Source organism: Gordonia sp. ABSL11-1, from assembly GCF_030315685.1.
Lineage (GTDB): Bacteria > Actinomycetota > Actinomycetes > Mycobacteriales > Mycobacteriaceae > Gordonia.
This window is the reverse complement of the sequence record NZ_JASXSI010000031.1, coordinates 16350-30075: the sequence shown is the minus strand read 5'-3', so window position 1 is coordinate 30075 and position 13726 is coordinate 16350. Positions and strand designations below refer to the sequence as shown.

General features: G+C 66.0%; 15 protein-coding genes and 1 tRNA gene. 8 read left to right on the top strand and 8 right to left on the bottom strand.

All coding sequences use genetic code 11. The features are described from left to right. Positions 1 to 97: 97 nt before the first annotated feature. The gene (locus QSJ19_RS23890; RefSeq protein WP_286323522.1) at positions 98 to 538 is read left to right on the top strand and encodes an SRPBCC family protein; all 441 of its coding nucleotides are present in this window, start codon (positions 98 to 100) and stop codon (positions 536 to 538) included. Here QSJ19_RS23890 and QSJ19_RS23885 read toward each other — a convergent pair. The 3 genes from QSJ19_RS23885 to QSJ19_RS23875 all read right to left on the bottom strand — a co-directional run bounded on the left by QSJ19_RS23885 (position 524) and on the right by QSJ19_RS23875 (position 3519). Then, on the bottom strand, positions 524 to 1828 hold the full coding sequence (locus QSJ19_RS23885; protein ID WP_286323521.1) for an acyltransferase: 1305 nt from the start codon (positions 1826 to 1828) through the stop codon (positions 524 to 526). The two genes, QSJ19_RS23890 and QSJ19_RS23885, sit on opposite strands and share 15 nt — an antisense overlap. Before the next feature lie 259 nt (positions 1829 to 2087). After that, on the bottom strand, positions 2088 to 2753 hold the full coding sequence (locus QSJ19_RS23880) for a vitamin K epoxide reductase family protein (protein ID WP_286323520.1): 666 nt from the start codon (positions 2751 to 2753) through the stop codon (positions 2088 to 2090). 31 nt (positions 2754 to 2784) lie between these two features. Next, positions 2785 to 3519, bottom strand: coding sequence for a DsbA family protein (locus tag QSJ19_RS23875; RefSeq protein ID WP_286323519.1), 735 nt, complete (start codon positions 3517 to 3519; stop codon positions 2785 to 2787). Between the two features lie 266 nt (positions 3520 to 3785). Here QSJ19_RS23875 and QSJ19_RS23870 point away from each other — a divergent pair. Beyond that, a tRNA-Arg gene (locus tag QSJ19_RS23870) sits at positions 3786 to 3858 on the top strand. A gap of 67 nt (positions 3859 to 3925) precedes the next feature. Here the strand turns inward: QSJ19_RS23870 and QSJ19_RS23865 are convergent. Next, complete coding sequence (locus QSJ19_RS23865) at positions 3926 to 4477, bottom strand: site-specific integrase (protein ID WP_286323518.1); 552 nt, start codon at positions 4475 to 4477, stop codon at positions 3926 to 3928. A gap of 187 nt (positions 4478 to 4664) precedes the next feature. On the opposite strand from QSJ19_RS23865, the gene QSJ19_RS23860 reads away from it, so the two are divergent. Then, complete coding sequence (locus QSJ19_RS23860; protein WP_286323517.1) at positions 4665 to 5225, top strand: hypothetical protein; 561 nt, start codon at positions 4665 to 4667, stop codon at positions 5223 to 5225. 47 nt (positions 5226 to 5272) lie between these two features. Here QSJ19_RS23860 and QSJ19_RS23855 read toward each other — a convergent pair whose 3' ends face one another. Next, positions 5273 to 6274 carry a PIN domain-containing protein gene (locus QSJ19_RS23855; RefSeq protein ID WP_286323516.1) on the bottom strand — a complete coding sequence of 334 codons (1002 nt, stop codon included), beginning with the start codon at positions 6272 to 6274 and terminating at the stop codon, positions 5273 to 5275. Positions 6275 to 6290: 16 nt separating this feature from the next. Continuing rightward, entirely contained in the window at positions 6291 to 6761 is a 471-nt protein-coding gene (locus tag QSJ19_RS23850; RefSeq protein ID WP_286323515.1) for a helix-turn-helix domain-containing protein, read from the bottom strand. A 520-nt stretch (positions 6762 to 7281) separates the two neighbouring features. Here QSJ19_RS23850 and QSJ19_RS23845 point away from each other — a divergent pair. From QSJ19_RS23845 to cobF, 3 genes are read left to right on the top strand one after another with little or no spacing between them, the layout of a single operon-like run. Beyond that, positions 7282 to 7995: a sunset domain-containing protein gene (locus tag QSJ19_RS23845; protein WP_286323514.1), complete on the top strand. Its 714-nt coding sequence runs from the start codon at positions 7282 to 7284 to the stop codon at positions 7993 to 7995. Positions 7996 to 8034: 39 nt separating this feature from the next. Next, positions 8035 to 8856 carry an SDR family oxidoreductase gene (locus QSJ19_RS23840; protein ID WP_286323513.1) on the top strand — a complete coding sequence of 274 codons (822 nt, stop codon included), beginning with the start codon at positions 8035 to 8037 and terminating at the stop codon, positions 8854 to 8856. A gap of 7 nt (positions 8857 to 8863) precedes the next feature. Further along, complete coding sequence (gene cobF, locus QSJ19_RS23835) at positions 8864 to 9619, top strand: precorrin-6A synthase (deacetylating) (RefSeq protein WP_286323511.1); 756 nt, start codon at positions 8864 to 8866, stop codon at positions 9617 to 9619. A 285-nt stretch (positions 9620 to 9904) separates the two neighbouring features. Here cobF and QSJ19_RS23830 read toward each other — a convergent pair whose 3' ends face one another. Continuing rightward, entirely contained in the window at positions 9905 to 10645 is a 741-nt protein-coding gene (locus QSJ19_RS23830; protein WP_286323509.1) for a 3'(2'),5'-bisphosphate nucleotidase CysQ, read from the bottom strand. A 25-nt stretch (positions 10646 to 10670) separates the two neighbouring features. Here QSJ19_RS23830 and QSJ19_RS23825 point away from each other — a divergent pair, with 25 nt between their 5' ends. Together QSJ19_RS23825 and QSJ19_RS23820 are read left to right on the top strand one after the other, a co-directional pair. After that, positions 10671 to 11561 (top strand): DNA-formamidopyrimidine glycosylase family protein, encoded by an 891-nt coding sequence (locus QSJ19_RS23825; protein WP_286323508.1) that lies wholly within the window; start codon positions 10671 to 10673, stop codon positions 11559 to 11561. Positions 11562 to 11566: 5 nt separating this feature from the next. Next, a complete protein-coding gene (locus QSJ19_RS23820) occupies positions 11567 to 12238 on the top strand; it encodes a response regulator transcription factor (RefSeq protein WP_286323507.1) in 672 nt (223 codons plus the stop codon). A 12-nt stretch (positions 12239 to 12250) separates the two neighbouring features. Here the strand turns inward: QSJ19_RS23820 and QSJ19_RS23815 are convergent, their stop codons facing one another. Then, the gene (locus QSJ19_RS23815; protein WP_286323506.1) at positions 12251 to 13723 is read right to left on the bottom strand and encodes a HAMP domain-containing sensor histidine kinase; all 1473 of its coding nucleotides are present in this window, start codon (positions 13721 to 13723) and stop codon (positions 12251 to 12253) included. Between the last annotated feature and the right edge of the window lie 3 nt (positions 13724 to 13726).

Sequence of the window (13726 nt, the reverse complement as noted above, 5' to 3'; positions counted from 1 at the left end):
CGCGCGGTATCCCGGTGGTTGAGACGGTCAGCCGATAGGGTCTCGGTCAGGTGTCCCGGCCGGCGTGCGCCCGGGACGATACGGACGGGAGGACCACATGGGGACGATCAATCAGCGGTCGACCGTCGACGTTCCACGCGACCAGGTGTTCGCGTACGTCAACGACTATCAGAACGTGCCGAAGTTCATGTTCGGTGTGACGCGGTTCGCGCCGACGGCGGAGAAGACAGCGGGCATCGGGTCGACGTTCGACGTGGCGATGGACCTCGGGCCCAAGACCCTCAAGTCGACCGTGGAGACCGTGGAATGGGTGGAGAACGAGTTCATCCGACTCGAGTCGGTCAAAGGCTTCTCGGCGAACACCACCTGGCGGTTCGCCGACGACGGTGACGGAACCGCTGTCGCGGTCGAGTTCGAATACACCCTGCCGGGTGGGATCGCAGGCCGTGCACTCGGCGCGGTGATCGAGCCGCTGCTCGGTCAGGCCATCCGGCAGACCGAGGCGAATCTGTCGAAGCAGGTCTCAGAGCTGGCCTGACGAGGCGACCTGTGCCGAGGCCGCGGCCGGTTCCGGGGTGGCCGGGGTGTCGTTTCGCTTCCGCCGGATCGGGACCCGCGAACGGGCGACCAGCCAACGACTCATCGGGGTGCGCAACGCGATGTCGACCATGACGAGCGATGCCGCCAGGGTCACCGCGACCAACACGGTGGTGCGGACCGCCGCCGAGTGCGGGAACCAGTCATTCAGGTCGTCGAAGAAGCCCACCCGGGCCAGGACGTCGAGCGCCAGCGGGTGGACGGCGAACACACCGAACGCCCGGAACGTCGCGTACTGCACGGCCCCGGCGGCCGCGCGTTTGTTCGCCGAACGACGATCGTTCCACAGCATGGCCAGCATCCACAGCATGATCAGCCCGCTGATCAACCACGGGAGGAGCAGCGGGTTCCATGGCGTGTTCGACTGCAACGGGACGTTCCCGGGTGACGTCGCGACGACGTAGGCGCCGACGCTGAACGCGGTACCGACCAGGCACGCCGCGACGATGGACATCGCATGCGCGCGCAGTTGCCGCTCGACGGCCTCGTGGTGAACGGCTGCCAGCGCACCGATCGTCACGAAGAGGGCGTACATCGGCAGCGTCTTCCACAGGTTGTCGAACGCGACGTCCCATGCATGGCCCGACGGTCGCGGGACGTACTGATAGAGCACGAACATCGCCATCTGGATTGCGGCGGCACCACCGAGGACGTGCCACGGTCGCTGCGTCGTGCGGTCCAGGAGCCACGAGATCGCGGGGAAGAACAGGTAGATCTGCATCGAGATCAGCAGGAAGTAGAGCTGATACTTGCCCTCGCCGGTCACGATGTCATGGCCGAGGACGCCGAGGAAGGACCCCGGGGAGGGGAAGGGGTTGCCGTCGATGACGACGTGGTCGGTGATCGCGTAGGTGATCGTCCACACGAGGTAGGGCGCGACGACGAGACCGAAGCGCCGTCGCCAGAACGCCAATGGCGACATCGACCGGCCGCGGGTGCTGAGCACGAGCACGAAGAGGGTGACCGCGACGAAGCCGTAGCGGGTCAGGTGCAGGAGGGTGCCGACGAGGTTGGCCGACCGAATCACGTCCGGCGACGTGTTGATCGAGTTGACCGCATGAGCGATGACGACCCCGGTGAACAGCAGGACCCGCAGGAAGTCGGCGGTGTGCGCCCTGCTCTTCGAAGCGGCCTTCTCGGCAGCCGACGGTGCGGCGGCCACCGCCGCGGCTTCGTCGACCGACTGCGCGGCATCCTCGGTTCCGCGTTCGGACTCGGCGACAGACTGCACAACACCCCCGGGTGATCGGTTCGCTCTTATCTCGCGCCCGGCAGTCTAGGGACCGTTCCTGGCAAGAACCTGACCGCCCCCGATTCGTGGAGACGTCGTTCCAGCTCAGCGGCGGACACGCCGTGATGATGCTCACTGGATGGAGAGGGTGGTGTGTTACCCACGCTCCGCATGAGGGTCACCCCAGTGCTCCGTCGAGTGGATAATCCACGTGTGTCTGCTCTCTCGTGACCCTCATGCCGCTCTTCAGGCCCCGACGTCAGATCAGGGTGGACCAGTAGTCCCAGAACTCGACGCCGATCGCGACGATGACGACGGCGTACCAGACGGGCAACAGTACCCACAGCCACTGCCGGATCTCCTGACCGCGCCGGGTGTCGTCGACGAGACGCCCGATGCTGATGACGAGGATGATCGGCGTCACCGTCCAGACCACCATGCAGTACGGGCAGAGCGCATGGATGTTGTAGACGCTCTGGAAGGCAAGCCAGTTGATCATCACGAAACCCGCTGCGGTGGCGAGACTCTGGCCAAACCAGTACCAGCGGGGGAGTTCGATGCGCGCGACCGACAGGACTCCGGTCACGACGATGACGGCGAACGCGGCGATGCCGATCAGCGGGTTGGGGAATCCGAAGATCGCCGCCTGCGGCTTCACCATCACCGACCCGCACGAGATGATCGGGTTGATGCTGCAACTCGGTGTGTAGTTCGTATCGGTCAGCAGATGGAACCGTTCGACGGTCAGTGTGGCCGACGCCACGAGGCCGATGATCCCGGAGAGCAGCACCGCGATCGATGCGCCCGGCCCGACCCGGCACAAGGCCGTGAACCACGGCCCGCTGCGCTCGGCGGGCGCGGAAGCGGAGTCGTCGTCGGCGGGGTCGTCGGCGACGGGCGGTTCGATGTTCGGGCTGACGGTCATGTCGAGCGGTACTTCCTGCGGTGGGTGGTGATCAGCTCTGCGCGGCCTGGTCGACCGCCTGCAGCAGCGCTTCCGGCGTGGACAGCTGTACCGGCTTGCCGTTGATCGACACCGTCGGCGTCGCGGTCACACCGGCCTGCTGGGCCTTCTGCGTGGTCTCCTGCACGAAGTCGGCGTACTGCCGATCCTCGATGCACTGCCGGACATTCGGAGCCCCGGCCTGGTTCGCGTAGTCGTTGAGCTGGCCGTCGGTCAGCCCGGCGCCGCCCTCTTCCGGCTGGTTCGCGTACAGCAGGTTGTGGAACTTCAGCCAGGTGTCGAAGTTGCCGCCCCCGGCGGTCGCCTGCGCGACGCATGCCGACGCGTTCGCCGATCGGGTGGAGTACTCGGTGGACGACATCCGGTCCAGGAATGCGATCGGCTGATAGTCGACGGCAACCTTCGGGTTGGCCCGCAGTTGGCCCAGCACATCGCTGAACTGTTCCTCGAACTGGCGGCACGCGGGGCACTGGAAGTCCTCGACGATGTTCACGGTCACCGGCGGCTCGGTGCCCTGCGGGGCCGCGGTGATCCGGTACGCGTTGTCGGTTGCGACGGTGACGTCGGCGGAGGAGCCCGTGGCCGACTTGTTCGACTGCACCACCCACACCCCGATTCCGACGGCGAGTGCGATGAGCACCACGGCAGCGCCGATCTTGATCAGCAGCGACCGTCGCTTCTCGGCCTCGCGCGGATCCACGATTGGTGTCCGACCGTTCTTCGCCATGTCTCCCTCGGGTCGTCGTCTGTGCGGTGTTGTCTGTGCGCTGTGTACGTCCGTGACGTCGACAGCTGTCGACGGACAGCCTACGGATCGCCGGTCCTGTGTGCACCCACGACCGCCTCCGGCCCCATCCACACGGGGAACCCCCATTCACATGGGGGTTCCCCACCGTGGATGACAGTTCCCCATGTGGATGGCGCTCTGCGGGCAGCGCGCGAGGCGTGTCGTAGACTGCCGGTGAGCCGAATGCCGCGTGGTGGCCGGCTTCCGCTCTCGTAGCTCAGGGGATAGAGCACGGCTCTCCTAAAGCCGGTGTCGCAGGTTCGAATCCTGCCGGGAGCACTTAAAGACCAGGTCAGACAGGGTAAGCGAACCGCCCAGAAGGCCCCCGAGACGCGCGATCCACCACTTATTCACCTTTTTCGCCCAAGAGGGCGGCATCGAGGATGTCGGCGACCGCCACGTGGGTGGTGTTGCGCCCCATGTAGGTGTCTTGAGTCATCGAGATCCGCGCGTGGCCCAGCTGGTCGGCAGCGATGCGGGCAGACAGTCCGGCACCGTCGATGAGGGTGGCCACCGACTTCCGGAAGGTGTGGGTCGAGACCCAGCCGAATCCGATTACGTCGCGGATGCGCCGCCAGCGACCGTTGAACACGTCCGGGTCCACCGGGGTGCCCAGCCGGGTGGCGAAGACGAGGTCAAGCTCTCCCGACTTCACCGAGGGTGCCTCCTGCCGACGGCGGTCGAGAGCCTCGGCGACGAACCGAGGCACCGCGATGGTCCGCGACGACTCCGCCGTCTTGCCTCCGCCCTCCAGGAGCAGGGCGCTGGAGCCCGTGCGGCCAGCCCGCACGAGATGGTGGCGCACCGTCAGGGTGCGCTCCTCGGAGTCGTAGTCCGACCACTGCAGCGCCAGCAGCTCCGAGCGCCGCAGACCGGTGCCCGCCAGCGACAACGTCATCGGGCATGGACTCGACGGTGACGGTGTCTCCGTCGGCGAGGTAGATGGTCACTCGCATTGCTATGAGTGCTCCTTCATGTGCTGCTCCAGCTCGGCGGTGTCAGGGGTCAGCACGTAGACCACACCACCGATGCCGACCTCGGAGTTGTGCTCAGTTGCCAGCGCTGAATGCACAGGGATGTCAAAGGTGCTGGTGCATTTCGGGCAACTGATGGCCGACCAGTACTTCGCCTTCGATCTCGCGTGGAACTCCGCCGAGGTCGATGCCGAGTTCACCGGATCCGCCGTGACCCCGACCGGCACCAAGGTCTGGGCGCTCTCGGACACCCCGGTGCTGCAGGTGTGGCCCTCTGGCGAGGCCGCCATCAACCAGGTGCAGCTCGGCTGGGAGGCCACCAACAGCGCTCACGCGGTGCCCAAGTGGCAGATGGACGGCGCCATCTCGACCGCACTAGGAGCAGCTCAGCTTGTCGGTACGACCGCCGTCACGCTGGCCAGCTCCTACACCCTGGTTCTCGGTGATGCGAGTAGGGCGGTCGAGGTCAGCAACATCAGTCCGGCGCAGGTCACCGTGCCACCTAGAAGCTCGGTCGCCTTCCCCGTCGGCACGGTCATTGAACTGGTGCAGGCTGGAAACGGTCAGGTGACTCTTGTCGCAGGATCTGCAGTCACTCTGCGGACCGCTGGGACCCTCAAAGACCCGGGCTGCGTTCTCGGTCCTGACACTGCGCAAGAGGGCGACCAATGAGTGGATCGTGGCGGGGGACATGGCGGCGAGCTGACTGTGCTGATCAGTTACTGCCCGCTGACGTCATCGAGCGATGGGAAATAGTTGTCTGACAGCCCCCAGACGAACCATCGATCTCCGTCGAAGATGACGGTCAGCACCATTACATCGGACAGAGCCCCTTCCCCAAACGACCTCATGGAGTGGCCTGTGCTCGGCATGAGCTTCACATAGGCAATTTCGTCGGGGGCATCCTTGCACTTGTCGACGAACTGCATCATCGCCCAGTCCTCTAGTTCGGTCGCAACCGCCTGGAAATCCCAGGCATCGGGCACCCACGTGAGGGCGCGCACCGCCTCCTCGGCCTCATCCAGATTGAGGAGAGCAGACCACCACAGCCAAGCTGCCCCGAGTGGAGTGAACCAAGATGGGTCGCCGTCGGGGAAGAACGCCGCCATGGCTTCTTCGTCGCTGGTCGCTTCCAACGGGAGCGGCATGCCCAATTGGTCGGCGGCTAGGGCTCTTTGGTCTGCAGCAACTGTCTCAGCGAAGCGTGGGACCGTCTCCGCGAGCGCTCGATGGAACTCTTCGAACGACATCGCCGGGCGAGTGTAGGCCGCACGCTGGTCTCGCAGAACCTGCAACGTGGCTTCGGGATCGAGATCGTACTGGTCTTGCAGGAAGTCGTCGGGATGGATTGCTTCGACGTCGTGAGGCTCAAGAGCAGACGCGGGGAAGTCCTTGAGGTTGGCGGTGACGATGAGATCCGCCCCACCTTGCACTGCCGCTGCTAACACATGGCGGTCCTTCGGATCGTTCGTCATCGCGGGCTCCAGAGACTGCCACCCATCGACCATCGCATCCGGAAACGCCTGTTGCATCTGCCGGACGCGACGACGTGCCTTGGACAGCTCTACGTCGAATGTGCCAGTCAGGTTTCGCTCGACCTCGTCGAGGATCTCCGTGGACCACAGCGGCACGAAGAGTCCAGCGTCGGCTAGTCGGAGCAGGGTGTCGCAGAGTTGATATGGCAGAAGGACACAAGCGTCGAGTACGACACGAATCGGCATTGACTCTGACCCGCTCCTACCGTGTCTTCACAAAGCCGTTGACGGTTCGATACATGTCGTCGTCCTGGGCATCGTCGGTCATCTGGTCGAGGATGGCTCGGCGCTGAGCAGATGACTCTCGTTGGTACTGGAGGACGTCCTCCAGACGGATGCGACGGTGTCGATTCGGCTGGGTATAGGGGATTGCGTCGCTTTTGAGCAGGCGCACGAGCGTTGGGCGAGAGATCCCGAGCAACTCAGCAGCTTCCTGGGTGGTGAGAAGCGTGTTCTGTTCCGACACCGTGACGGCCTTGAGTTCGCCGAGTGAGGCGACGGCTTGTTGCAGCACGTTGCGCACGCTGTCCGGCACCGGAACTGACTCGCCGCCGCCATCTGCTGACAGTCTCAATGGAGCGTCCGAGGACAAGATCCCGGCCAGCAGTTTCAGCGCAGAGACGTAGTCCTCCTCCTTCGAGGGGAGGACGGTGTGGTCGACAGGTGCGCTCATGCCTCCACTGTAATTCGAAAGAATCGAACACTCAACAGATGCTTTCGAGCGCGATCCATCTGCCACTTACTCGCCACTTTCGGCGCCGATCCGCCACTTACTCCACTTTTTCGGCGGAGTCCCACAGGGGTCTAGGGGCCTCTGGAGGCCAGTGAGAATGCACTCTAAGCTGGGTTTTCTCAAACGAACAGGGCTTATATCCCCAGGACGGAGGACCCCAGGAATTACGAGTACCCCTAAAGCCGGTGTCGCAGGTTCGAATCCTGCCGGGAGCACTGTGACATCCTTGCCAGCCTCCGGCTGGTGTGCGCCCAATGTGTGGTTTGAAAGAGATTCACGCGGGAGCACTGGGACTCCGACGGACTTGGTACGTCGGCCGTCATCACCGCGGTTTGCCACCGATTGGGCCCCTTCTCCGCGTTTCGTTGTCCGATTCGTCGTCGCCGGGTGTTCTATTGAGGACGAAACGGTGTTTCGCGCGGATTCATCCGCCTGTTGATGACACGAGGTCACGGGGAACATGACGACATCGACCAGACGCACGGTGGTCACGCTCGGCGTGCTCGCGGCGACGACGGCGACGATGCTGTCGGTGCCGTCGGCCGGGGCGACGACACGGACGGTGACGGCCCGGGAGGGTGACGAGTCCGACTGGTGGTGGCTCCTGGTCCCGTTCGTGCTGATCCTCGTCGGACTGGTACTGATCTGGATCTTCCGGAAGGTTCGGGGTGGGTCGTCGGCCGATGACGGTGCTCTGCGTCCGCCGGTCCGTGAGCCTGCGCCATCGGTGACCCTTTCTGCTGCCGCTCCGCCCGGGGCGCCGGCGCCGTCGGTAGACTCCGATGGCCCGACCGACATCGTCGCGGAGGAGTCGTCGTCGGCGACCGCCGACGTACCGGCCGACATCCCACCGATTCCCGAATTCCCCGACGACGTGATGACGAGTCCCGACCTCTCCGTGCCCGCGGATCAGCACGGCCACGGCGACGGGGTCGGTTCGTATCGTCGCGGCGGTGAGTCGGTGCCCGTGCCCATCGGCGCACACTTACCGGTGACCGGCTCGGGCGAACCGCCCGACGGGTATTCGATCAAGGCAGACGCCGAGTCGGGCACCTATCACACGCCGGACCAGCCGACGTACGACGATCTCGCCCCGGACATCTGGTTCGCCAGCGAGTCCGCCGCGGAGTCGGCGCATTTCCACAAGGCGGGCCGCGAGCCGGGTCCCTCCTGATAGTGGGTCCCAGGCGACGGACACGCTACGGTGTTCGACGTGGCTGATACTGCAAGGTCCCAGGTCGTTCTGGTCACGGGTGCGTCGAGCGGGATCGGTGCCGAGGTTGCCCGTCTGTTCGTCGAACGTGGACACACGGTGTACGGCACCAGTCGTACACCGGAGTCGGTCGCGAATCCCGTTCGCGGCGTGAACTACGTCGCCCTCGACAACGCCGATTACGGCAGCGCCGCCGAGTGCGCGCAGAAGATCGGTGTCGTCGACATCCTGATCAACAACGCGGGCGAGAGTCAGGCCGGTGCGCTCGAGGACACGTCGATGGATGCGATCGAGAAGCTGTTCGCGGTCAATGTGTTCGGACCCATCGCGCTCACGAAGGCGGTGCTGCCGGGTATGCGCGAACGTGGTCGCGGCACGGTCGTCATGGTCGGGTCGATGCTGTCGAGTTTTCCCGTCGCGTTCCGATCCAATTACGCGGCAACGAAATCCGCGCTCAAAGCGTTCGCGTTCGCGACGCGTCGCGAGGTCGCCCCGTACGGCGTGCGGATGATCTCCGTCGAACCCGGCACCATCGCAACGGGAATCGGTGATCGTCGTAGCATCCACATCGGCGATTCGTCGCCGTATCGCGAGGAGTACGAGACCCTGTCCGCCGCGACGCGGTCGAACGAGGACGCGGGGATCGACGCCACCACGATGGCGCGCGTGATCGTCGATGCTGCGCTGGCCGAAAACCCGAAGCCGTTCTACGCCAAGGGGAACCAAGCCGGAATCGTCTTCCTGCTGCGTCGGCTGATGCCGCGTCAGCTGATCCTCGACATGACCGCGCGCAAGCACGGTCTCCGCAAGGTGCGGGTCTGATCCGACGATGCGGATCACGCTGCGGGTCATCGGCATCGGGCCCGGGAACCCACGTCAGATCACCCTCGAGGCGATCGACGCACTCGCCGACGTCGACGCCTTCCTCGTCCTCGACAAGGGCGGCGACAAGGACTCCCTCGTTGCGCTGCGCCGCGGCATCCTGGATCGGCACGCGTCGCCCGATCATCGCGTCATCGAGATCGTCGACCCGACCCGGGACCGCGACCCGGCCGATTATGACGCCGAGGTCCGACGCTGGCATGCCGCCCGCGCGGCCGTATTCGGCGATGCGCTGCGGGCGGAGGTGCCCGACGGAGGGGTCGTCGCGTTCCTTGTCTGGGGAGACCCGGCCCTCTACGACAGCACCCTGCGTATCGTCGACGACCTGACCGAACACTCCGACCTCGACCTCGACGTCGAGGTGATCCCCGGCGTGACCAGCGCGAGTGCTCTCACCGCGGCACACCGGATCGCGGCCAACCGAATCGGTGAACCGATCCATATCACGACGGGTCGTCGGCTGGCCGACACCCCAGACGGCGCGGACACCAATCAGATCGTGATGCTCGACGGCGACCTCGCCTTCCGCCGGACCGCAGATGCCGACGACCACATCTGGTGGGGCGCCTACGTCGGCGCCGACGAGGAGATCCTCGTCAGCGGCCGCGTCGGCGACGTCGCCGACCGCATCGCCCGACTCCGGTCGGAGGCCCGCGAACGTGTCGGCTGGATCATGGACATCTACCTGTTGCGCAAGCCCTGACGCACCCCACCAGAAGCCCCCACCCAAAACCCCCACCCCACCGAAAGCGCTGACCAGAAGCGCCGATCCGACGCCCTCTCTCGCCGATCGTGCCCTGAATCATGCCGATCGTGCCCGCCAGCGCACATCGTGGACACGGTCGGCGAGAAGTTGGGCACGGTCAGCGAATTCAAGGACACGATCGGCGAGAAGTTGGACACGATCGGCGAATTCTGGGGCACGATCGGCGAGAAGTTGGACACGCCCGGCGGTGATGGCGGTGACGCTGCCGGACGGCCACCGGCCTCACCACACCTCGTCGAGCGTGGCGAGCAGATCGTCGCGGATCTCCTTGCGGCAGATGACGAAATCCGGCATGTACGGCTGCGGCTGGTTGTAGACGATGGGGGAGCCGTCGAGGCGGCTGCAGTGCAGGTCGGCGGCGAGTGCCACTCCGACGGGTGCACAGTTGTCCCATTCGTACTGGCCGCCCGCGTGCACGTAGGCGTCGACATCTCCGCGCACCACCGCCATCGCCTTCGCTCCGGCCGAACCGATACCGATCATGTTCAGCGACAACCGGCGTGACACCCACGCACTCTCGTATGACCCACCGCGCCGCGAGGCGGCCATCCGGCGGGTGAGCGGTCCGCTGGGCGGTTTCACGGTGTCGGATCGGAAGACCTCGCCGACGGCGGGCAGGGAGACAGCCGCCTCGGTCACCGAACCGTGCTCGGTCAGCGCGACGTGCACCGCCCAGTCGGCCGTCCCGGACGAGAACTCACTGGTCCCGTCGAGCGGATCGATGATCCACACCCGGTCCGCGGTCGACCGGTCGCCGATGTCGGCGCCCTCCTCGGACAGGACGGCGTCGTTCGGTCGATGGCGCACGATCACATTGGAGATCCACGCCTGCGCCATGGCATCGCCGACATCACCGAGGTGGCGACCCCGCAGGAGCCCGCCGTGGCGCACGCCGAGCAGGATCTGACCGGCGCCGTCCGCGAGCTGCGCCGCCAGGTCGGCATCGGAAAGACGCGAGATCATCCTCTTACTAGAGCACACTGGAGTCATGCCTGAGCTTCCTGAGGTGGCGGCCATCGCGGAGTACGTAGACGGGCGCGCGGCCGGCTTCCCCATCCGACGAGTCGATGTCGCGTCGCTCGCCGTGCTGAAGACCGCCGACCCGCCGTACACGGCGCTGGCCGGACGTATTGTCGAATCCGCCGGTCGACTGGGGAAATACCTGGTCATCCGCACCATTCCCGGACCCGACACCCCGAGCGCCGAACCGGTGATCAACCTCGTCATCCACCTGTCCCGCGCGGGATGGCTGCGGTGGAGCGATCACCTCTCACAGACGCCGCCGCGACCGGGAGGCAAGGGGCCCATCGCCATCCGCGTGCACTGTGGCCTGCCGGGCGAGGGATTCGACGTCACCGAGGCGGGCACACAGAAGCGGTTGGCCGTCTGGATCGTGCGTGACGTCGGCGAGATCGACCGGATCGCCGGTCTGGGACCCGACGTGTTGTCGTGTTCCCGCGAGGAGTTCGGTGCGATCCTGGCCGGCACGACGGGCCGCATCAAGAACGTGCTGACCGATCAGCGCACGATCGCCGGGATCGGCAACGCCTACTCCGACGAGATCCTGCACACCGCCAAGCTCTCACCGTTCGCCTCCGCGAAGTCGTTGTCGGCCGAGCAGGTCGACACGTTGTTCGACACGGCGAGGTCCGTGTTGACCGGCGCGATCGGGCGCCTCGAGGGCCAAGAGGTGGCCCGCCTGAAGTCGGAGAAGCGAACCGGGCTGCGGGTGCACGCGCGAACCGGATTGCCGTGCCCGGTGTGCGGGGACACGATCCGCGAGGTGTCCTTCTCCGACCGGTCATTCCAGTACTGCCCGACGTGTCAGACCGGCGGCAAGGTGTTGGCCGATCGCCGGATGTCGCGACTGCTGAAGTAGCTGCCGTGCATGCCCTCGTCGTCGACGACGACACCCGGGCCGCGGAAACCGTCCGGCGCATGCTGGTCAGTGACGGTTGGGCGGTGACCGTGGCACACGACGGAACGGACGGCCTGTGGCGTGCCACCGAGGCGCATTTCGACGTGATCGTGCTCGACATCATGATGCCGGGGCTGAACGGATATCAGGTCCTGCAGCGTCTGCGTGAGCGCGAGGTGTGGACGCCGGTGCTCATGCTCACCGCCAAGGACGGCGAGTACGACGAGGCGGAGGCTCTCGACTACGGCGCCGACGATTACCTCGTCAAGCCGTTCTCGGTCGTCGTGCTCAAGGCGCGGCTCCGGGCGCTGCTGCGTCGTGGCGCGCCGGAACGGCCCGCCCGGCTCCGCGCGGGTGACCTCGTGCTCGACCCCGCGGAACATCTCGTCCGCCGCGGGGACGTACCGGTCACGCTGACGCCGCGGGAGTTCGCCGTGCTCGAGTACCTGATCCGCAACGCCGGGACCGTCTGTTCCAAGTCCGACATCTTGCATTCGGTGTGGGACGAGCACTTCGAGGGTGATCCCAACATCGTCGAGGTCTACGTCGGCTACCTCCGCAAACGCGTCGACGCACCGTTCGGCGTCCGGAGCATCGAGACCGTCCGGGGCGCGGGTTACCGAATCCGACTCGACTGATCGACCATCGCCTCATGACGACGGGGGCAGGACGAGTGCGGTACTGACCGCGCCGTCCCGGGTGCCGTCAGGCTGTGCATTCGTCGTCGGCAGCGTGATGATGAAGGTCGCCCCGTGCGCGAATCCGGCCGGCGGATCGACGACGGTCACCGTCCCACCGTGCGCGCGGACGATCTCGTACACGATCGACAGGCCGAGTCCCGAACCACCTCGGTGACGGCGATCGACGTCGAGCCGCGTGAACCGCTCGAAGATGATGGCGCGCTGCTCTTCCGGGACCCCGGGCCCGTCGTCGGTCACGCTGATCGCGGCGGTGTCCGTGGCCTCGTCGAACGCCATGTCGAACCGGATCGTCGACTCCGCGTGGTGGACCGCGTTCTCGGCGACATTGCGGAGTGCGCGGCCGAGTTTGTCGGCGTCACCGGACATCCTGATCGGGACGATCGACGTCTCGACGCGTGCCAGGCCCAGCGATCGGAGACGATGCGCCTCCGCCGCCACGACGTCGTCGAGGTCCACATCCCGGATACGCAGTGGCACACCGTGTTCGTCTGCCCGGGCCAGCAACAGCAGGTCGTCGACCATGTTCTGCAGTCGGCGCGCCTCCGGCAGCAGGATCGTGCGTACGGTCTGCAGGTCGACCGCCGAGTCGGTGTCGTCGGCCAGGTCGAGGATACCGACGACGGTGGTCAGCGGACTGCGCATCTCGTGGGAGGCGTCCCCGACGAACCGGAGCTGCGCGTCGTGGCTCTGATCGAGCCGTGCGAGCATCGCGTTCATGGTGTCGGCGAGCCGGGTGATCTCGTCATCGGTGCTCGGCACCGGAACCCGCAGGGACAGATCGGAACCGGTGATAGCGGTGACCTGTTCGGTGATCTTGCCGACCGGCCGCAGAGCGCGCCCGACGAAGAAGTAGATGGCCAGCCCGGACAGGATCACCAGGATCGGGAGTTCGAGTGCCAGCAGAAGAGCGGTGTTCACGAAGCCCTGCCGGTAGGCGTTGGTGGACACCGCCGCGAACACGGTGAACTCATCGGCGCCGTGGCGCGCGCCGGCGATCGTCGCGCAGAACTCGTCCTCGTCTTCGGGGACCAACCGGCCCTCGACCGCGGTGGAGGTCCACGGCGCCGGTCGCTCCGAGGTCAACGGGACCGCCGGAGCTCCCGGCGACGACGCGACAACCCGTCCGTCGTTGTCGATGACCTGGATGATGTCGACGCCCGAGCCGACCATCAGCTCCTCGGCCGGAATGCCGGCGATCCCGCCCTGCCGGATGTAATCGGCCATCTCGTAGGCGCGGTAGCTGGTGGAGTCGTACATCGACCGGTTGTCGGCGCGGTGGAGCATGAACAGCATCACCGCAGCACCGATCACGAGTGCGATCGCGACGAGAAAGGTTCCGACGATCGTCGAGCGCATGCGGACGCCCTGTCGACGGCGGAACAGTGCCCGCCAACCGTTCGTCGCGTCGGACCGCCCAGACATCAC

What these genes read in the sequence shown, in the direction of transcription:
- QSJ19_RS23890 (WP_286323522.1), top strand. Translation starts at nt 98, where the DNA reads ATGGGGACGATCAATCAGCGGTCGACCGTCGACGTTCCACGCGACCAG.
- QSJ19_RS23880 (WP_286323520.1), bottom strand. Translation starts at nt 2,753, where the DNA reads ATGACCGTCAGCCCGAACATCGAACCGCCCGTCGCCGACGACCCCGCC.
- QSJ19_RS23875 (WP_286323519.1), bottom strand. Translation starts at nt 3,519, where the DNA reads ATGGCGAAGAACGGTCGGACACCAATCGTGGATCCGCGCGAGGCCGAG.
- QSJ19_RS23865 (WP_286323518.1), bottom strand. Translation starts at nt 4,477, where the DNA reads ATGACGTTGTCGCTGGCGGGCACCGGTCTGCGGCGCTCGGAGCTGCTG.
- QSJ19_RS23855 (WP_286323516.1), bottom strand. Translation starts at nt 6,274, where the DNA reads ATGCCGATTCGTGTCGTACTCGACGCTTGTGTCCTTCTGCCATATCAA.
- QSJ19_RS23850 (WP_286323515.1), bottom strand. Translation starts at nt 6,761, where the DNA reads ATGAGCGCACCTGTCGACCACACCGTCCTCCCCTCGAAGGAGGAGGAC.
- QSJ19_RS23845 (WP_286323514.1), top strand. Translation starts at nt 7,282, where the DNA reads ATGACGACATCGACCAGACGCACGGTGGTCACGCTCGGCGTGCTCGCG.
- cobF (WP_286323511.1), top strand. Translation starts at nt 8,864, where the DNA reads ATGCGGATCACGCTGCGGGTCATCGGCATCGGGCCCGGGAACCCACGT.
- QSJ19_RS23830 (WP_286323509.1), bottom strand. Translation starts at nt 10,645, where the DNA reads ATGATCTCGCGTCTTTCCGATGCCGACCTGGCGGCGCAGCTCGCGGAC.
- QSJ19_RS23825 (WP_286323508.1), top strand. Translation starts at nt 10,671, where the DNA reads ATGCCTGAGCTTCCTGAGGTGGCGGCCATCGCGGAGTACGTAGACGGG.
- QSJ19_RS23815 (WP_286323506.1), bottom strand. Translation starts at nt 13,723, where the DNA reads ATGTCTGGGCGGTCCGACGCGACGAACGGTTGGCGGGCACTGTTCCGC.